This window comes from Nostoc sp. FACHB-888, from assembly GCF_014696655.1.
Classification (GTDB): domain Bacteria; phylum Cyanobacteriota; class Cyanobacteriia; order Cyanobacteriales; family Nostocaceae; genus Nostoc.
On the sequence record NZ_JACJQM010000001.1, the window covers coordinates 272,212 to 292,236 of the forward strand.

Annotated in this window: 17 protein-coding genes; 9 read left to right on the forward strand and 8 right to left on the reverse strand. The window is 40.3% G+C overall.

The features are described 5' to 3' along the window. Nucleotides 1-119: 119 nt before the first annotated feature. Nucleotides 120-1,724, reverse strand: coding sequence for a ferredoxin--nitrite reductase (locus H6G26_RS01105; protein WP_190727495.1), 1,605 nt, complete (start codon nucleotides 1,722-1,724; stop codon nucleotides 120-122). A 511-nt stretch (nucleotides 1,725-2,235) separates the two neighbouring features. Between H6G26_RS01105 and H6G26_RS01110 the strand changes: the two genes are divergently transcribed. The 7 genes from H6G26_RS01110 (at nucleotide 2,236) to H6G26_RS01140 (ending at nucleotide 8,835) form a co-directional block, all read left to right on the forward strand. Then, a complete protein-coding gene (locus H6G26_RS01110) occupies nucleotides 2,236-2,649 on the forward strand; it encodes a ubiquinol-cytochrome c reductase iron-sulfur subunit (protein WP_190727496.1) in 414 nt (137 codons plus the stop codon). A gap of 17 nt (nucleotides 2,650-2,666) precedes the next feature. Next, complete coding sequence (locus H6G26_RS01115; RefSeq protein WP_190727551.1) at nucleotides 2,667-3,968, forward strand: HEAT repeat domain-containing protein; 1,302 nt, start codon at nucleotides 2,667-2,669, stop codon at nucleotides 3,966-3,968. A 269-nt stretch (nucleotides 3,969-4,237) separates the two neighbouring features. Then, nucleotides 4,238-5,827 (forward strand): DUF262 domain-containing protein, encoded by a 1,590-nt coding sequence (locus tag H6G26_RS01120; RefSeq protein ID WP_190727497.1) that lies wholly within the window; start codon nucleotides 4,238-4,240, stop codon nucleotides 5,825-5,827. Between the two features lie 49 nt (nucleotides 5,828-5,876). Beyond that, nucleotides 5,877-6,152 (forward strand): BrnT family toxin, encoded by a 276-nt coding sequence (locus H6G26_RS01125; protein ID WP_190727498.1) that lies wholly within the window; start codon nucleotides 5,877-5,879, stop codon nucleotides 6,150-6,152. Further along, nucleotides 6,136-6,381: a hypothetical protein gene (locus H6G26_RS01130; protein ID WP_190727499.1), complete on the forward strand. Its 246-nt coding sequence runs from the start codon at nucleotides 6,136-6,138 to the stop codon at nucleotides 6,379-6,381. Before H6G26_RS01125 ends, H6G26_RS01130 begins: the two co-directional genes overlap by 17 nt. Nucleotides 6,382-6,749: 368 nt before the next feature. After that, on the forward strand, nucleotides 6,750-7,697 hold the full coding sequence (locus tag H6G26_RS01135) for a LysR family transcriptional regulator (protein WP_190727500.1): 948 nt from the start codon (nucleotides 6,750-6,752) through the stop codon (nucleotides 7,695-7,697). A gap of 64 nt (nucleotides 7,698-7,761) precedes the next feature. Further along, nucleotides 7,762-8,835 (forward strand): anthranilate phosphoribosyltransferase family protein, encoded by a 1,074-nt coding sequence (locus tag H6G26_RS01140; protein ID WP_190727501.1) that lies wholly within the window; start codon nucleotides 7,762-7,764, stop codon nucleotides 8,833-8,835. Nucleotides 8,836-8,927: 92 nt separating this feature from the next. On the opposite strand, the gene H6G26_RS01145 is transcribed toward H6G26_RS01140, so the two are convergent. After that, nucleotides 8,928-10,352, reverse strand: coding sequence for an LCP family protein (locus H6G26_RS01145; RefSeq protein ID WP_190727502.1), 1,425 nt, complete (start codon nucleotides 10,350-10,352; stop codon nucleotides 8,928-8,930). A 286-nt stretch (nucleotides 10,353-10,638) separates the two neighbouring features. Further along, nucleotides 10,639-11,124, reverse strand: a complete 486-nt coding sequence (locus tag H6G26_RS01150; protein ID WP_242053541.1) for a hypothetical protein — start codon at nucleotides 11,122-11,124, stop codon at nucleotides 10,639-10,641. A gap of 109 nt (nucleotides 11,125-11,233) precedes the next feature. Here H6G26_RS01150 and H6G26_RS01155 point away from each other — a divergent pair, with 109 nt between their 5' ends. Beyond that, on the forward strand, nucleotides 11,234-12,409 hold the full coding sequence (locus tag H6G26_RS01155; protein ID WP_190727503.1) for an AI-2E family transporter: 1,176 nt from the start codon (nucleotides 11,234-11,236) through the stop codon (nucleotides 12,407-12,409). 53 nt (nucleotides 12,410-12,462) lie between these two features. Here the strand turns inward: H6G26_RS01155 and H6G26_RS01160 are convergent, their stop codons facing one another. After that, entirely contained in the window at nucleotides 12,463-13,794 is a 1,332-nt protein-coding gene (locus H6G26_RS01160) for a serpin family protein (RefSeq protein WP_190727504.1), read from the reverse strand. A 426-nt stretch (nucleotides 13,795-14,220) separates the two neighbouring features. Further along, nucleotides 14,221-15,816, reverse strand: a complete 1,596-nt coding sequence (locus H6G26_RS01165) for a S8 family serine peptidase (RefSeq protein WP_190727505.1) — start codon at nucleotides 15,814-15,816, stop codon at nucleotides 14,221-14,223. A gap of 176 nt (nucleotides 15,817-15,992) precedes the next feature. Between H6G26_RS01165 and rpe the strand changes: the two genes are divergently transcribed. Next, on the forward strand, nucleotides 15,993-16,700 hold the full coding sequence (gene rpe, locus H6G26_RS01170; RefSeq protein WP_190727506.1) for a ribulose-phosphate 3-epimerase: 708 nt from the start codon (nucleotides 15,993-15,995) through the stop codon (nucleotides 16,698-16,700). A gap of 267 nt (nucleotides 16,701-16,967) precedes the next feature. Here rpe and H6G26_RS01175 read toward each other — a convergent pair whose 3' ends face one another. The 3 genes from H6G26_RS01175 to H6G26_RS01185 form a co-directional block, all read right to left on the reverse strand. Further along, complete coding sequence (locus H6G26_RS01175; RefSeq protein WP_190727507.1) at nucleotides 16,968-17,153, reverse strand: hypothetical protein; 186 nt, start codon at nucleotides 17,151-17,153, stop codon at nucleotides 16,968-16,970. 344 nt (nucleotides 17,154-17,497) lie between these two features. After that, a complete protein-coding gene (locus H6G26_RS01180; RefSeq protein ID WP_190727553.1) occupies nucleotides 17,498-17,968 on the reverse strand; it encodes a HetP family heterocyst commitment protein in 471 nt (156 codons plus the stop codon). Between the two features lie 983 nt (nucleotides 17,969-18,951). Next, nucleotides 18,952-19,773: a cysteine peptidase family C39 domain-containing protein gene (locus H6G26_RS01185; RefSeq protein WP_190727508.1), complete on the reverse strand. Its 822-nt coding sequence runs from the start codon at nucleotides 19,771-19,773 to the stop codon at nucleotides 18,952-18,954. Nucleotides 19,774-20,025: the final 252 nt, after the last annotated feature.

Sequence of the window (20,025 nt, forward strand, 5' to 3'; positions counted from 1 at the left end):
ATTCAGTAACGAGGCGTAAATAAATTCAATTTTGTAGTGAGGACTTTAGTTCTAATAAACTTTGCTCACTCACTACGAACTAGGATTTTATTTCCTATTTCATGCTCCCCAGCTACTTACTAACTGTTAATTACTAAAGCTTCTTGCTTGAGTTTTGCCCCAAAATTTTTGATTAGTAAATCTTGCAATACTGGCTGTAAATCTTCGCATGGTATGCCTTTGGTAACGCAAGTTCCTAAATGAGCGTCTTTGCCAACTTTGCCACCCATATATATGTCAACGCCTTCCAAGGTTTTGCCATTTTTACGAGTTTTAGTTCCCATCAAGCCAATATCTGCAACTTGAGGCTGTCCGCAAGAGTTGGGGCAACCTGTCCAGTGAATTCGGACTGGATTGGTGAAGGTTAAATCTTCTTCTAAGGCTTTAATCATTGCCAGGGCGCGGTTTTTGGTTTCGATGAGGGCAAAGTTGCAAAATTGTGCGCCTGTGCAGGATACTAGCGATCGCGTTAGCAAACCTGGATCAATAGAAAACCTTTCTAGCAAAGGCTCTGTCAAAAATGTTACTAAACGCGAGTCAGAAATGTTGGGGATAACGATGTTTTGCTCAACCGTGAAGCGAATTTCGCCACTGCCGTAAACTTCTGCTAGACGGGCAATTTCAAACATATCTTCGGCATACAACCGCCCGACAGGAATGTTCAAACCTGCGTAATTTAATCCTGGTTGTTTTTGTTTATATACCCCGGTATGGTCGCGTTTTTCCCAGTCAATTTCGTCTTTTGCGGCTGCGGGTAACAATGATTTACCCAAACGGCTTTCTACTTCTACTCGAAACTTTTCTACACCCCATTCATCAATTAGCCACATTAGGCGCGATTTTTGCCGATTAGCACGCGGGCCATGATCACGAAAGACTTCCAAAACGGCTCTACATACAGCAACTACATCTTCGGGAAGTACCCAAGCATTCAGAGGAATCGCCGCCTCACAGCGTTTAGCTGAGAAAAAGCCACCGACAATAATGTTGAAACCAAATATTGGTGATTGGGAAAATTCTTGCCCAGTACCAAGTACCCAGTCCCCAGTCCCTTCCTTAAATGCTGGAACAAAAGCTAAATCGTTAATTTCAGCGTGAACTGAATTGTCTCGTCCACCTGCGATCGCAATATTAAACTTCCGTGGTAAGTTGCTAAACTCTGGGTTCCCTTCGCCTTTGTTGGTGAGCATATCTTGAATTTGCTGTACCAACTCTCGTGTGTCATACAACTCATCCGCATCTAGCCCCGCTACCGGATCGCCTGTGATGTTGCGGACGTTATCCATTCCTGACTGGATACTGGTTAAACCAACTGCGTGAAATCTATTAAAGATATCTGGTAAATCTTCAATTCTGATCCCCCGTAATTGGATATTCTGTCTCGTAGTAATATCAGCGCAACCATCATCACCGTAACGTTGCACTACTTGGGCTAAAATACGCATCTGACTGCTGCTGAGAATACCGTTAGGCATCCGCAACCGCATCATAAACTTACCTGGGGTGACTGGGCGAAAAAACACACCCACCCATTTGAGTCGATGATCTCGATCGATTTCGTCCATTGCTTCCCAACCAAGGGCAGCAAATTTCTCTATCTCACCCTTGATGGTGAGTCCATCTTTTTGCGCTTTGAATTTCTCGAACTTATTGAGGCTGGTAGTGGTAGTTGCTGTGTCTGTCATGATCTGACTCTCAATGCAAATTACTGAATCTAGTGATAACTTGTGATGATGCTTGCTCAATATCAATTAACCCGTAGTTCCATCAGGTGTTGTATCTACGAGGCTTAGGAAATAAAAACTTAATATTTGCTTATGGCTGATTATTTTTACTTAAGAGCATTCCAAAGCGAAACTCCAAATCCGTGATTAGTTAAGAAAAACTTATTGCCATTTACATCTTGGAAATTTGTCAAGCAGGTTTGGATAATGTTCATGTAACAATTTCGATACTCATAAGTTAAAGCCAGATTTATGTTAAAATCGTATAAATTGTTACGGTTTTTTGGTAAAATTGCTGAAAATGAATAAATTATATGCATTTTTTGCATCAAAGCCAGCCAATGAGCCACGCAAAGCGCTTAATGCAGGGTATTTGAAATGATCAAAGGGATTTTGGATTGCTGTAGATCAATTCTGAATCCAAAATTGAGTAGCAGATGTTAGCTAAAACTTAAATATCATTTCAGCACCTATGAAACGTCGTGATTTTATTAATTGGGTAGGTTTGGGTGGGATAGCGAGTTCTCTACCTATAGCGATCGCAGCTTGTTCTTCTGGGACAACTTCAGCAACGGGAGATTGGCAAACAGTAGGAACTTCGGCAGAATTAGATAAAACAGGTCAATTGCTGGCGAAAAACTCACCTGCTGGGCCTGTGTTGGTAGTCGGTACATCTAAAGGCGCAAATCTGACTGCTGTTAACCCTACCTGTCCTCACGCAAATTGCACCGTAGCATGGCAAGCTGAGGCAAAAAAATTCGCCTGTCCCTGTCATGGTTCGGAATTTGGCATTGATGGTAAAGTGCAAAAAGGCCCAGCGACAGAAGCGCTTAAAACTTACGCCGCCAAGATTGAGGGCAATTCAGTTGTAGTCAAGCCAAGTTAAACAATACAATTTAGGTTATCGTGAGTAATATCAACCAGCTTTTAGTGCAAGCCCAGACAGCACATGATACGGCTGATTGGTCATCACTAATTCAATATTTACAACAATTAATTTTAGGGATAGACTCTGAGCATCCAGAGATAGTTAAAAATCGAGAATATCTGCTGAAATTAACACTTTCAATGTTAGAAATGGGGGATTTTCAGCAACGCTGGGAAATCACTAAGGCGTTGACTCGCTTGGGAAATATTGCCATCCCACCACTCATTGAGATATTAGAAGACGAAGATACAGAGGAAGAATTACGCTGGTATGCAGCACGGACTTTAGGCGAATTTCAGCACCCAGAAGCGATCGCACCCTTGGTTGAATTATTGAAAACTGATGACGATGAAGAACTCAAAGCGATCGCAGCTACAGCAATAGGGCAAATGGGTACTGTTGCGATCGCTGCACTCTCTGAACTTTTATTAGATGAAGATACAAGGCTTTTAGCAGTGCGCTCGCTTTCCTGTATTCCTCAAACAGAAACCATCACACCTCTATTGAGTGTAGTGCAAGATTCACAAGCAACAATCCGCACTGCCGCAATTGAAGCCCTCAGCAGTTTTCATGACGAACGTGTACCACCAGTATTGTTAAACGCTTTGGATGATATAGCCGCCACAGTTAGGCGTGCAGCAGTACTTGGTTTAGGTTTTCGCCCCGACTTACGCGAAGCATTAGATTTGGTGACGAGACTACAACCCAAGCTTTACGACTTTAATATTGATGTTTGTTGTGCAGCCGCAGTTTCCCTTTCTCGGATGGGTTGTGATGAGGCAGCCCAGGAATTATTATTTAAGGTGCTAATATCACCCCATACACCGCTACCACTGCAATTAGAAACCATCCGCACTTTGGTTTGGGTGGGGACACCATCCAGTTTGGAATATTTGCAAACAGCATTTAATCAAACCACTTCAGAGACACTTTGGCAAGAAATTGTTACAGTTCTGGGGCGAGTGCAAAAGCCGCAAACTACACAAGCCGCAGAAATTTTACTGCAAATACTGCAATCGCAGCATCCAGCCACAAAGATTGCTAATGTAAAAAGTGCGATCGCTTTATCTTTAGGACAGTTAGGTGAAATGCAAGCTATTGAACCATTGATTTCACTGCTAGCTGATTCTAATGTATCGGTGAGACTGCACGCGATCGCTGCACTGAAAAATTTGGATGGGGAAGTTGTACATCAACAATTGCAGCAGTTAGCAAATAACCCCGAACTAAAACCAGATATACAACAAGGAATAGCGATCGCTTTGGCGGAATGGTAAATTCCCTCAAATAGCAACAAGACTGATTTGTATCAGCAAATGTATCAAACCCAGATTTCACAGTTATAAATGGTCTCTCAAGGTATTTTTAAAATAACTCTATAAGGATTTTACTATAAATACCCTCTGATAAATATTATCCTCACAATCAAGGATTTATGGCTTTTTGAGCGACAATATGTCATCAAGCCGAGTATATTTGATGAAGACAAGAATATCTTGTCTTTTTATTATAGAAAACTACCAGCTAAATGCGAGTCCGTTTTTTTATGGCTGACACTTATTACTTTATTAAAGACTTGATTAATGATTTGGAAAGAGGAAGAATTAAGATTCCATCTTTTCAAAGAGGTTTTGTTTGGGAACCAAACCGCGTTGCCTATTTTATAGACAGTATTTATAAGGGTTTCCCTTTCGGCTCTGTATTACTTTGGAGAACTAGAAATCCTCTACGAACTGAAAGAAATCTAGGCCCTTACAAGCTTCCTGAGAATGATCCAGAGTACCCTATAGATTACGTTCTTGACGGGCAGCAAAGAATAACCTCTATTTTTGGGATATTTCAAAACTCTCTTATTGCTGAAGAGGATGAAGGAACTGATTGGACAAATTTGTTCTTTGAACTTAATAGTAAAGAATCAGTTCCATTTAAGCATCTAGATGATTTTACAAATTATGACAGCCAGAAGTTTTTTCCACTAAAATATGTTTTTAATTCTCCTATATATAGACAACTAACTAGAAATTTGGATGAAGATTTAGCACAGCAAATAGACAACTTAGTTGAAAAATTTACAAAAGCTCGAATACCGGTAGAACGTTTTGAAAGCGAGGAAAGAAAATATGTCGCAACTGTTTTTGAGAGGATAAATCGACAAGGTGTTGAGTTAGATACTTTTCAGCTCTTATCTGTATGGAACTGGAGTGAAGATTTTGATCTCCAGGAAAAGTTTAAGGAACTTACTGAAGAGTTACAACCATTTGGCTTTAAGGAAATCGGTTCAGATTTACTTCTAAAGTGTTCTTCTGCGGTAGTAATGAATCGTGCTGATCCAGAGAATTTTATGGAGCTTCCCGGTAGTGCAGTAAGAGAAAAGTTTGATGAAATCAGGACAGGTATATTTAGAGCTATAGACTTTCTAAAAACTGATTTAAATGTTTTCTCTCTCAAGCTTCTACCAATGGAGAATATTTTAACTGTTCTCACGGCATTTTTCGCTTCTTCACAAAAACAACCTCCCCCTATTCCTCAAGATCAGTATGAAGTTATCAAAAGGTGGTTTTGGCGTGCATGTTTTTCTCAGAGATATGCAAGAGGAGGAGCTAAAAGTACTGATCAAGATTTGCTAGAAGTTCAGAAACTTAAGGCTGGTGAAGATCATAATCTCGGTGATTTTGACGTATCTTTAGACACTGATTTTTTCACAAAAAATGTCTTCAGAATGTCTTCAGTGGCAACTAATACTTTCATTCTGCTTCTAGCACAGGCTAAACCCTTAAACTTTATTCAGGGTACAAATATATCTTTACAGGATGTTTTATCTCAAGGTAATCGAAAAGAGTTTCATCATATCTTTCCTAAAGCCCATCTACAAAGATTAGAAAATCAATATAAGGATGAACAAATCAATTGTCTGGCCAACTTCTCAGTGCTTTCCAGAACCGATAACAACAAAATTAAAGATCAATCCCCTAGTAAGTATCGTTCTGAAATGCCTACTGATGATCAGATTCTTGACCAAATCTTGGCAACGCATTTTTGCCCAATTAATGTGTTTACAGACGATTATGAAGGCTTTTTAACTTCAAGGGCTGAATTGCTTCTAAAAAAAGCAAAAGAACTGTCACAGGTTATTTAATATGCTAGACCGTTCCAGTGAACTTAAGTAGACGGCAAGAGCATTTGACATGGAATTTGAATGGAACCCAGACAAAGCGGCGTTAAACCTTGAGAAACATGGTATTTCCTTTCCCGAAGCCGCAACCGTATTTAACGATCCGCTATCTGTGACCTTTCTCGATCCTGACCTTTCTATCGGAGAAAGTCGTTATATTATCATTGGTGTATCTAGGTTTGGACAACTCTTAGTCGTTGCACACACTGATCGAGAAGAAAAAGTACGAATTATCAGCGCTCAAAAAGCCACCCGTAAAGAGAAAAGGTTTTATGAAGAAAGAAATTGAAAATGAAATGGAAGACGAATTACGTTCTGAGTACGATTTTGCTCAAATGGAGGGAGGAATCAGAGGTAAGTATATTGAGCGGTATCGTCATGGGACAAACTTAGTACTTTTAGATCCCGATGTTGTCCAAGCTTTTCCTAATGATAAAACGGTGAATGATGCATTGAGGTTGTTAATTCAGGTTGCCCAACGCCAGCAGCCTAACACTGTGGTGCAGCAGACAGAATAGAAATAATCAATATAATTCGTAATTAGTAAATGCAAGTATGACGCGATCACAGGCGTATCCGCAAATTGCACAGCTATCTGCTTAAGGTTACACAGAAACTTACTTGTGTTGGCCAAACTTCATAATCCGCCGCATATTTTAAAAGTCTTATCTAAAAATTTATATATTTCAGCAGAAAATAGTCAATTTTTTTGGCGATATTTTCCGAAAAAACCCGTGCAAAGCGGATAATTGACGATTAAGGCAGTCAAATCTGTTTTACACAAATGTAAATCAGAGAAAAATTAACGTAACAAACTATACTAAATTGCAGATAATAAACCGTTAACTTTAATGAAAGTTATAAATGTAATTCAGGCTACATAAAAATGCGCCTAGAGCAGTTGCAAGCCTTTCTAGCGATCGCACAAACCGGCAGCTTTCAACAAGCAGCGCGAACATCTGGTGTTACCCAATCGACGATTAGTCGCCAAATCCAGGCGTTAGAAGCAGATTTGGGTGTCGAACTGTTTCATAGAAATAGTCATGCAAAATTGACGCTGGGAGGCGAATGTTTACTACCCCGTGTCCGCAAAATTTGCCAAGAGTGGCAGACAGCTACAGAAGAATTAGCCGATTTAATCGCCGGAAAGCAACCAGAACTTTGCATTGCCGCGATTCACTCCCTCTGTGGATCTTACTTACCCCCAGTGTTGCAAAAATTTTGCCATGATTATCCAGATGTGCAATTGCGAGTGACTTCATTGGGAAGCGATCGCGCCTTGAAAGTCCTTAAAGATGGATTGGTGGATTTAGCAATTGTGATGAATAATCGCTTTTTAACCACTGGTAGAGAAATGGTGGTAGAAGTACTTTATGATGAACCGATAGAAATTCTAACCGCAGCCAATCATCCACTAGCTCAATATGAATGCGTTCCTTGGTCGGAGTTAATTCGTTATCCTCAAGTAGTTTTTAAAGATGGTTATGGGATGCAGCGCTTAATACAAGATAGATTTGAACGAATGGAAGCTACACTTCAAGCAGCTTTAGAGGTAAATACGCTAGATGCCTTCCGGGGAGTGGTGCGCCAAGGAGAACTGATAGCTTTACTACCTCAATCAGCATTAATAGAAGCACGTCTTGACCCTACCCTGGCGATTCGTTCCTTAGCCAGCAATAGTAGCAGTGGTTTAGCAGATGGTTCCAGTTTGACTCGGCGGGTAGTAATGGTAACAACTCAAGATCGACTGCAAATTCCCCCCATCAAGCACTTTTGGCAACTCGTGCGCGAAAATATCCCATTACAAATTGATCAGCAGCGATCGGCTTCTTAAATGTCATTAGTCATTTTCAGGAGAGACAATGGACAAATGAAAGTGGACAAAGGACAAAGGACAAATGAGCAATGCATTTAGAGAATTACTGAAAAAAGTGGGTAGCGGAAACCATACAGGCGAGAACTTAACTCGCGCCGAAGCGGCTACCGCCACTAAAATGATGCTGCTGGGTGAAGCTACACCAGCCCAAATTGGAGCGTTTTTGATTGCTCATCGAATCAAACGTCCTACAGGAGAAGAGTTAGCAGGAATGTTGGATGCCTATGATGAACTGGGGCCAAAACTGCAACCATTCGACTCTCGGCGACCAGCGATCGCTCTTGGCATCCCTTATGATGGCAGAACACGCACAGCACCAATTAGCCCGGTAACAGCTTTACTACTCGCCGCAGTTGGACAACCAGTGGTAATGCACGGTGGCGATCGCCTTCCAACAAAGTACGGCTTACCTCTAATAGATATTTGGCAGGGTTTAGGAGTTGATTGGACTACCCTACCACTAGCAAAAACTCAACAAGTGTTTGAGCAAACGGGAATCGGCTTTATTTATCTACCTCAGCATTTTCCCTTAACTACAAGTATTTGGGAGTACCGCGACCAACTTGGCAAACGTCCGCCATTGGCAACAATGGAGTTAATCTGGTGTCCTTATGCCGGGGATGCTCACGTAATTGCTGGGTTTGTTCATCCGCCGACAGAAGGGATGTTTAAGATGGCTCTGGGACTGCGGGGAGTAATAAAATTTACATTAGTGAAAGGATTGGAAGGTAGTTGTGATTTACCGCGTGATCGCACTGCGATTATCAGCTTATCTTCATCCGTAGCATCCCAAGAGGTAGAACGATTGCACCTCGTACCGCGTGATTACGGCTTTACTACCAAGAACTTACCCCTTGGAACTACTGAAGAATTGGTGGCGGATATTCAGAAAGTTTTGGCAGGTGAACCAGGCGAATTAATGCAAACAGCCTTGTGGAATGGCGGATTTTACCTCTGGCGGAGTGGTATTTGTCGAGATATGCCAGAGGCTTTAGCTAAGGCAGAAGAATTATTAACCAATGGTGCAGTAGCAGCTAAACTTCAAGAACTTAACCAGGTAATAAATTCCTTGTTAGCAGCATTTATGTCAGTGTAATTAATTACTAATTACGAATTACGAATTACGAATTACGTAGTTTGCTTCTCGCCTTTTCTACGAGACGCTACGCGAATGGCGAGTATTACGAATTATTCCGTCAGCAACTCCTCTAAAATAGATTTTTGTTGCAACCAATCCTGGCCTACTTGGATACTAATATCTGAGCCAAGGTTGCCAGTACTTTCTACACGCACTTCGCCAAATCCCAAAGTGTCACGAATTAATTCGGCACTTTCACCATCTCCTTGCTGGGCGACAATATGAGTCACCTCTAGAGGTTCACCCCATGCCTTGGCTACATAGATGTTGCGATATCCAGATTTTTCCAAGGCTCTAATCAATGGTCGCAGGTTAGAGCGATCGCCACCTGTACTATCTTGAATTGCTACACGCAAAGAGCCTGGATCAGCCATTTGCTGTTCCTGTTCTGATTCCAAACCAAAGTGTTGAGCCATCAGTTTGGCAATACCATCTTTGTTGGGCAACCAATAGCTAGCATCAAACTCACTCTTTTCGCTAAAGCGGCCTGGCAGCATTAACATTTGCATATTAGAGCGATTTGTTCGCACCCCAAAACCCATTAACGCCACTAACTCTTCAACCGTCAAATTGGTATCAATGTGGTCTTTCACTACCTCAAGAACTTTAGGTAATTGAGCAACAGTAGCTGGGTTGAGTGTTTGATCCATCAAAGCCCGCATGACCATTTGCTGGCGTTGAATCCGACCAATATCACCGAGTTCGTCATGACGAAACCGCAACAATTGCAATGTCTGTTCGCCGTTGAGATGCTGCTTACCCGCCTTCAAATTGATGTACAAATGCTGAGAATCATCTTGGTACTTCATATCTTTGGGGACGTAGACTGTTACGCCTCCTAAAGCATCGATCAGCTTGGCAACTCCCAGAACATTAATTCGCACATAGCGATCAATTCCTGCCCCACCTAAGAGATTACTGACTGTTCTGGCAGTCAAAGCTGGCCCACCTTCAATATTGGCGGCATTAATTTTTCTCACCCCATACCCCTCTATTTCTGTACGGGTATCTCTGGGAACAGAAAGCATAACTATTTTTTTCGTCTCTGGATCAAATTTGACCAAGAGCATCACATCGGCAAGACCATCAAAGGAGTTTACCTGGGGCAGATATCTCAGGTTTTTGGTTTCTTCGGGAGGGTTTTGAACATCTGGGGGAAGTACGCTCATCCCCATAACTAAGAGATTGACTGGGCGAGTTAATTCTGAAAATCGCAGCACACCTCCAGAAATGCGATCGCCATCAAAGGCTGCCTCCTCCTGTGGACTTAGCTGGGCTTGTTGCAAAGGCGTACTGGTTAAAGACACCGCCAAAAGCGCCCCTGCTGTTGCTGACACCATTGCAATCCCACTCATACCTACCCAAAACCACAGCCAACGTCCTGATTTCGATTTATGGGAAAGGGAAATTCTTTTACTGGACTTTGAGGCTTTTCCCGACTGATTTTCTTCCGCCGAACTTCTTTGAATGGTCACAGACTTCCTCACACTTACTCAATAATCAAATTCTGTAAATTTGCCGACTAAAAACATACAGATAAATCAACCCATAATAACTAACTCTTAATTATCAGCGCTAACTTTTTTAATGTAGTGTCAACCACAACACTTATAGCAGCATTTTTCCTTTTTTTTGATTAACCTGGATATGTTTTTCTGAAGTATGGCAATAATAAACTGGATTTGACTACATATATAGATAAATCAACTGTAATTTTTTCGGAAATAGGTAAAATTACTGAAAAATTATCACCCTAAAATATTAAGATAAGTACTTGCCGAACACTCGTTCTGCTAAATTAGTAAACCCTGGTAAACGCCCAGATTTGCCCTGCATCAGGCGCAAAATCAACCAAACACTTACTAAAAAGTAACCCGACGTGAGAAAGCTATTCAGGATAAATAGACGTAGCGAAAAAAAATCTGAAGTTGCTGCTCCGGTAGCTAATAATAAATATCCCAACAGCCAAGTAACTGCCAAAGTAATAGATAGACGGCTAATAGCAAGTTGTTCGCGACTCCCCTGGCCCCGATAGAGAGTCCACAAGGAGGGGAAAAAGCCGATGATCGGAATTAAATATAAAAGTAACTGTGTTTTGGGGATTGGGCATTGAAAAGAGGCAGAGGGGCAGGGGGCAGGGGGCAGAGGAGAAAATTCTTCTCCCTTGCTCCCTGCTCCCTGCTCCCCTGCTTCTTCCCCAGTCCCTACTCCCCGCTCTCCATTCTCTTTCGGTTCAAAATTTTTCATTTGGGTTAGTCTAACTCCTAAACTAGAAGGATGAATAAGACTCATATAGTTAGAGATAATAAACTGTAAAGAAAGATTTCATTTAGTTGTATCCCGCAATCAGCTCAAAATGCAGACACGCAAGCTACTCGACTGGTGGCAAACATTTACACCAATAGCGCGAATCGGGGCGATCGCGTTATTCCTGCCGCTACTAGTTCTTAATGGTTGGGCACTTTCAGTATTTTTTGATTATTTCCATTCTCTCATAGTCATTTTAGTTGGAGCCTCAGTCTTAGCATTTCTGCTCAACTACCCCGTGAGTTGGATGGAGCATCATGGTGCTAGGCGAGAGCAAGTCGCTATTTTAGTATTTCTCTTGGCTTTATCGATTTTATTGGCGTTGGGTGTGACACTTTTTCCACTGGCCCTTACCCAAGCTCAACAACTAGTGGTTCGTTTGCCAGAGTTAATCGACTCTGGACGCTCTCAGTTAATGATATTAAACGAAAAAGCTGAGACTTTTGGCTTGCCGATTAACCTCGATGCTCTGGTAGTGCAAATCAACGATCGCGTCAAAGGACAATTGCAAGCGATCGCTGGACAAGTTTTGAATCTAGCGGTAGTTACAGTTACTAGTCTGCTAGATATTCTCTTAACGATGGTTTTGACTTTCTACCTTTTACAGCATGGGGGTGAACTCTGGCAAAGTTTAGTGGGATGGCTACCTACTAAATTTCGCGATCCTTTCTCGAAAACAGTCCGCCTAAGCTTTCAAAATTTCTTCATCACCCAGTTGATTTTATCAACTTGCATGGCATCAGCCCTGATTCCTACCTTTTTGTGGCTGAAGGTGCCATTTGGTCTATTATTCGGTCTAAGTATTGGTCTGATGGCTCTCATCCCCTTTGGTGGTTCTGTAGGCATCGCCATGACTACATTATTGGTAGCGTTGCAAGATTTCTCAATGGGTGTGAGAGTTTTGATAGCAGCAGTAATAGTACAGCAAATTCTGGAAAACTTAATTGCCCCCCGAATTTTAGGCAGCTTTACTGGTTTAAATCCGGTTTGGATTTTAATCTCAGTCTTAACAGGGGCCAGAGTTGGCGGGCTGTTGGGTGTAATTGTGGCAGTACCTACAGCTGTTGTAATTAAGACCGCTTTAAGCGCCCTACGTCCGGGAGCGCTAACTAGCGACACAGACGACAGCGCCACTGGGGAAATAAATGCATCTGTTGCAGCAAAAGAACCCCCGAAAGCTGACACCAAAAATACTCTGAGTATTTCTGAACCAACATTACCCTAAAATTCAATTCAAAATTCAAAATTCAAAATCCAAATTTCTTCATTTTGGATTTTTTACTGTGGCTCAATGATGGAACCCATAAACAAAATGTTTCCCGTTTGATTATCCCTAATAGCACAGAAGAAGGGACGATCAACAATCATTCGGAATGGTTCTGGTTCTTCTCTCAAAGATGTTGTTACTATTCCCACTGAAGTAGCCGCAGCCGCTTCGGTTCCTTCTTCATTCACTTCGACAAAAGTTTTATGCTTAACTTGGCTAATGGCAAAATTCTTACCCATGCCGGAAAAATTGGCTTTGCTGCTAAAAGCTTCTTCCATGCCTAAAGTTTTCAAAGCATCATTTAGGGTAACGTCGTAATCTGTTTTGAAGCGGGGTAGGCGAATAAACCCTTTTTTTTCATTGAACTGAGTCATCCATTTTTCCCAATTCTCAATATTCAAGTCTTGATAGAAAGCTTTGAAGTTAGAGTTTTGTTTGGGTAGGAAGATATAAAAACTCACTTTCCCATCTTTGCCGTAAGGTAAACTAACTGCCTGAAATTGTTCGCTTTCATAGTATCTATAGTTACCTTCCTGCGACATCATCGGGTGTTGTTTTCGTCTGCCAGATGTGATGTAAAAAGGGGATTGAGCGGTTTGACTTTTATCAAACTCGTTACTCCAATTACCTTTAAAATATATGGCATTAATTAAAAACAACACTTGATTGGGTTGAATTGTTTCAACTATTTTAGTAATTTTGCCCTTAGTATTTTCTTCTACCCAATTATTGATAATAGTAGATGCGGCGGCATCTTTAAAGTTTAAATTGCTGACCTTAGCTTGATAGAAATCCTGGGTTCTCTTGAGGAAGTCTCGGGCAAAGCTAACATCTTGATTTGCCCAAAGTGAGTTAGCAATGCTCAGTTGCAGTTTCGCATCCTGAGTGTCTAAAAGCTGCTTCAATGCCGCCGCATAAGAAGAGTTGATTTCTGGTAGAGTCATCCCCTGTAATTCCAGGGTTTTTGCCATTGCTTGTTGAGTCGAGCCGCTAGCGCCGTTGTAGGTCATAGCAAGAGCGATCGCGACGCTCGAAGGTGAGATAAAAACATTCTTTTCACCTTTATCATCTTTCAGAACTTCTGAAAATAGTTTGAAGCCAAACTTATTGCTAGACTCAACTATTCTTGTATCAGAGTTGACTGTTTTTTTTTGCAATGGAGTTTCTGATTGAGGCAAACTAGATTGGGCGAGGGCACTTCTGTTACTCTCGACTTGAGAACATCCTAATACGCTGAATAGAACAACACTTGCAGCTGCTAGAGCATAACGTCTGCCCAGACTAACACCGTAACGTCTTTGCAGAAAATTTTCTTTTGCATCACTAAATTTTTGTCGATTCATTCTGCTACCTCACTTGCCAAAGATTCCCGATCTGTGCTCATGGTTGACGCAGAAACTGTGTCAATGATTAACTATTGCATTTGCTTCAATAGAAAAATGGGACTGTTACAGTTTTTGTAACAGCAAGTTAATAGTTCGGAGGAATTAAACACAACTTCTTAAGGCTGCTAATTCCTAATTGAGGCGGTTATGCAGGCGGATTATGAAAAATCCCGATTTGCAGGAATTTTTATATTTTTCAATAAAAGTATTCTAAACTACCTAATCACAAAAGAACCACCGTTCTTGATTTTTAAAGATGAAATTATGTTTCTCAGTTCACGAAATACGAAATTTTTCTAAGGAAGCACGGCTTGCGCCCCGATAGGATAGCGTTGTTCAAATAGATGAAAACGCTGTAAGTTGACAAAGTTGTGCATCCATCTTTCAATTGATAGGTACACTCCACCAAGCTAAACTATAGGGTTGAGTCGCTTCATTGAACTTTTGACGAAACTGGACGCGGATTTTGTAATTGCCAGCAGCAGCAACGGGGCAAAAAATATGTTCTACACTATCAATTTGGCTGATTGAGGAGCAAACAGCACCAGTATCTGAATTTTGAGCATCGGCCTTTACTAAGTAAAGATCGAGATTATTTAAGCCGCGATCGCGAAAATTTTCACCCACATCATATTGCTGGTTTTGATTTTTATCGTTGAGTTCTACCAATCGATCCCAACTCAGGGTAACAGCAACAAAACTTCCTTGCTTTAACGGTTTTGCCAATATATAGTCAACAGAAGCTCCAAGATTTACTGTGCGATAATCCCAACCAATAGCTGGCACCGCAGCTGATGGTTGCCATTGACCGGCACTAAATTGCTGATAAGCACGAAATACATTTAAATGACCCGCTCCCATTTGGGCATCTAAGGGAATCTTTGGATCTTTATAAGCATCAGAATCTAGCCAGTTTTGATTTTGTTTATCAATTAGGGTTCGGGTCATTCCCAACCGTAAGCCATCGCCACTATCTAGAATTTTGTCTCCTGAATTCAGCAATACAGCTTTCATTACTTGATGACGTCGAGAATCGATGCTCCAGTGGGGTTGTTTTGTCCGCATCTGTCTGTCAGCGAATTCTTGCAACAGAGCAACAGTAGCCGTAACTTGAGGCGCTGCAAAACTTGTACCTGTAACCTTGTTCAATTTGCCATCTGGATTGATCAGGGGAATATTATTCCCAGGAGCAACTAAACTGATAGCGGGACGCCCATCAATATTAAATTCCTTACCAGCTAACCGTCTGGTCGCTCCTTGGTTAGTACCAGCCAGATTAGCCACATCTACTTTGTTAAAAACTCTCCCTCTGCGGGATGAAAAGGCCACGTTCATTGCGTTAAAATTATCTGTAGGAATAGGAATACCACCCTTACCCTGGTTGCCTGCGATCGCATACAAAACATCATGAACGCGGCTAGACCAGTCAATACATAAAGTTAGTAAAGCATTGCCGTCTAAAGTAGCCTCTGGTCTAGGATCGCGGCTTAGAGGTTCACCAAAGCTAAAGTTAATAGCACGGACATCGCCACTATTTTGTAGCGCTATATGCTGGGCTGATAAACACTCTTCTGGTTGACCCATGTTTTTAGTTGAACCCACCGCAGACGAATACAGTCGCGCTCCCGGAGCAATTCCCGGCAAAGCTTTGTCTCGACTTACCATCACACCAGCAACATTGTAGGCGTGGGAGTCAACACCGCTATTAGATTTAGCTGGCCCATTGCGTAAGAATACTCCCGCTAAAGATATGGCGCGATTTTTAGACACCGCCTTATCCCACCCAAACATTCCCGGTCGGCCAATTTCCACTTGACCAATAGCAATCTTACGACCGATTAAATTATAAGGAGCTTGGTGTAGCTTTAGAGCATCAATGCCATTAGTTCCTAAAGCAGATTCTAAAGCTAAAGCAATTACCGGCGCACTCAGACAAGAAGCACTTAATCCCCAAATTATCCAGGTTAGTTTTTTAGTCATTTGTCATTTTTCATTGGTCATTTGTCATTGGACATGGCATTAATTATTCTCCCCCTGCTTCTCCTGCTCCACTGGTTCTTCTCCACTCCCCAAAAAAGCCGGGATCAAAGTTATGAGTCTTGCTCAATGTTTTGTTACAATGCGTACAGACGAGGACGCTTAAAAACCCACTAGCCATGACCCAAAACCTATCTCAAAAGCCCATTGTAATTTCTCCATCTATCCTATCGGCCGATTTTAGTCGTCTGGGTGACGAAATTCGCGCCGTAGACGCGGCTGGAGCGGATTGGATTCATGTTGATGTCATGGACGGTCGTTTTGTACCTAATATTACGATAGGCCCTCTGATTGTGGAGGCGATTCGTCCGGTTACAACCAAACCACTGGATGTCCACTTGATGATTGTGGAACCAGAAAAATATGTAGAGGGATTTGCTAAGGCCGGTGCTGATATTATCACCGTACACTGTGAGCATAATGCTTCCCCACACCTACACCGCACCTTAGGGCAAATTAAAGAGCTTGGTAAGAAAGCTGGAGTTGTACTTAATCCTGGTACCCCTTTAGAGCTAATTGAATACGTTCTAGATTTGTGCGATTTAGTACTAATTATGAGCGTTAACCCTGGTTTTGGTGGTCAAAGCTTTATCCCTGGTGTATTACCCAAAATCCGCAAGCTGCGTCAAATGTGTGATGAACGCGGTCTTGACCCTTGGATTGAAGTGGATGGAGGACTGAAGGCAAATAATACCTGGCAAGTTTTGGAAGCGGGAGCTAATGCAGTTGTCGCCGGTTCAGCTGTCTTTAATGCTAAGGATTATGCTGAGGCTATTACAGCAATTCGTAACAGCAAGCGTCCTACCCCAGAATTAGCCAAGGTTTAATTCATTTTTGGATTAACTATACTCCACAAAAAGTAAGGTGGGCAAATTGCCCACCTTATTTTTATTTAGAAATAAAAAACTGGAAGCTATTCAAGTTTTGAACTTCCAGTACTTACTATATAAATTGAAAATTTAGAAAACAGAGATAATCCAGGTTGGGAGGACTAGGATTACAATAGTCGAAAGAGAAGCGTATGAACTACTAGTTCTACTAGCCACGACAGGGATTTAACCGTAACTTTTCTATTTCCGTTCTCGGTATTGGTGTTAAGCGTTTGCTTTATTAACTAAAGCAACACCAATCAAAGTGTAGAAAGTTTTATAAGCATTACTTGCACCGTCTGCAGTCGGTGAAAGCTGTATAAAGTTTGGATTGGGAGAAGCTACCGTTCCAAATTTTCTTTGCTCAGACTCTCTCGAAAATATAACCACCGATAGCAACGGTTGAATCATCAGTCTTGGTGTACTTGGTGTAGGAGTTATTTACTCCATGAAATGCTGACTAATTTTGTAATCAGTTTTATTTCTTCCATAGTGAGAACTAATCATTGATTTTATTATTTAAAATTAACTTGCTTGCCGCCAATCACCTCTATTTTGGTTGAAGTTGTACTGTACTTTTTATTAGTTTACCAATCTCATCAGTATATATTTGCCATTTTGGCAGATTTTTTTAAACAATATCAAATTCATCACTGTTATAGAAAACCTGCCATGCTAACAATTTTGAATTAGCATAGCAGGCTCTCAGAGACTCAATCAAATCTAGGGTAGAACCTATTGATTCTAAGTACTTTTTAATTGAATCCACAACTTTTTAATGAAATATCTTGAGTGTTTTCTGGTTTTATTTGCGATTTTATTGATTGATGCTCGTTAATTTGATGCGCCAATCTTTGATCTAAACTACCACCACGAATTTCATTTTTTTGCTTTCCGACTACTTCCAGATAAGCTCTATCTTTGATTTTTGTTAAGCAACTGGATGATCCATTAGTATCAGATATTGCATCATTAGTATGTTGCAGCATTTTTATGTTTTCACTTTGCTGTTGATTTACCCTAGTGGCTTTAGAGTTTTCTTTTAGCAATCGATTGTAGGTGCGATATGGAATGTAATGGAGAGGATTGTAGCCAGCAAATCGCAGCATTAAAACACATGCCCAGGAATATTTACCAGCAAGAATTGCCTCAACTACTTTGTCAAATTGTTGAGCCTTAACTGTCTTATCTAAGTTACTACTAATACCTGCAATGTCTTGATTCATCATAGTTGTTATTTACCTGGGATGAAGTAATCTAGGTTATATTCTGCGATTGTTGATGTTTAAATTAAGGCTTAGAAACTGTACTAGCCTTTTTGTAGCTGTTTAATGACTTTTAGAATTAATAGACTGTTTTTAATTCCTAATTAAACAACTTTATCTGTTCAATTGGTTATATTTCTTACTACTGCCAAATTAAGCATTTTCCGGGAAGTTTGCATATTTTTTTAGGTAGTGGAAAAAATATTTATCTTTGAGCATTAACAACACTATTGGTATTTATACTATTTTTTACTGTTAATGTCATCTACGGATTTAGCAGATTGTTAAGCTAAATTTACTGAATATACTTCGATATGCAGATGCGTATTGTGCAACTTTTAATTTTGACCTCCTTTGCTAATTAATGAGGGGTCTTACCCCTCACGCAATATCAATTTAAACCTTTTATTATTGTTGAGTCACTAGAAAATATTAGCATTAACTAAGAGGTAAAACAACTTCTAAAAATAGCAATATATAAAAGGTTGATAAAACGGTAATGTTCATACTAATTGGAAATATTTTCAAAATATTCCCAATAAGAAAATATTGTTATTTTTTATCTTTGTATGCCTTTATTTATAAAGGCTACAGCTTTAGTCTATCTAAATAAAATACTCATAAATATTTCATGAGTATCATCAATAACTTACAAGTAATCTACTAAATTTTAAAATTAATTAGTTATTAGTAGTAATACCTGGTTTTAATAATCATAAACTGAGTTCAGCAAAACGCATATAACGGAATGCTGATACAAAAATATAGCAGTCTAAATCTGTATAACTTAAGTTAATTTACTAATATATAAAAAGCTAAACAGCAGAGAATGTTGCTATTTTTATTTAACAGCAATTTATATACGTATTAATATTTAACATTTTTTTATATATAACACTACAGATGCCGTTGCAGTTGGGCTAAATGGTAATATAAACCAACAATTACTGTGAGTTATTAATAAGTGCCTTGCTTAAAGAGTATACCTCTGTTTGTAACAAGGATATAGTCGACATTATGAAGGTAATAGGAGCTTGATTAATTTGGGTTAAATTCTGTTTAAATTTACGTGCCAAATCGATATTTAAGGCACTAGTTTCTTCGTCCAAAATCAGAATTGCTGGATTCTCAATCAATATGCAAACTAATGAAGTAAGAATAATTTGTCTGAGTAATTTTCTGTAATGCCACAATGTTTGCCAATAGTGATTGAAGGAGAGTTTCTCACCTTTGGGGGCATTCAAGTTTTCCGTAAAGTTTAAAAGTAGGGTATATGCTCTCCTGCTAGCTTCAAACTGTGGAGGCGAAAGCCAGTCCTTGCCTATGGCTGGATTACTTAATATGCGATCGCCTTGAACTCGCCAGACAAGTAAATAATAAATTACTTGCCAATGAGCTACCCACGGGTTATAATATGAGTCCAGCTTACTAAGACTCGCCCTTACTGCTAGCGCTTCCAAGAGCAGATGAGTTAAGGCTTCTCCTTGAATAGTTGCGTTTGACGCGATTAGCTGCACCTGACCCTGGCAAACTGAATACAAAAAATTTCTATTGTCTTCAATTTTCCCATCTAAATTGTAGATAATTGTCTCCTCGGCTAGTTGAAACTCATGGAGAACCCAAACTTGGCTAAATTGCGATTCTAGGTTTGTATCCTCCGCAACTAACCTCAAAAATCTGAGCATAGCCACTTTTGGGGTAGGATACTGTTGATTACTTGTATATTTCACATCTCCCCGGACTCTTAATGATGAAGAGGAGTTCATGGCTTAATTTCGGTTTTCTGGGTAAACTTACTAACTTGTGCGAGGTAAGTATTTATAAAGTGAAAAAGTTGATAACTCTTTCGCTGGTTTGGTTTTACATCATTCTACTAGCCTATGTAAAACGCAATTAATTGTGTTTTTAATCACCCGATATTTCCATTTCATTTCTTACATTTATGGCTAAAGCTAGTAATAGTTGCATTTTTTTGAAAGAGTGGTCTTGAATTCTCAATCCTTCAACTCTTACCATTA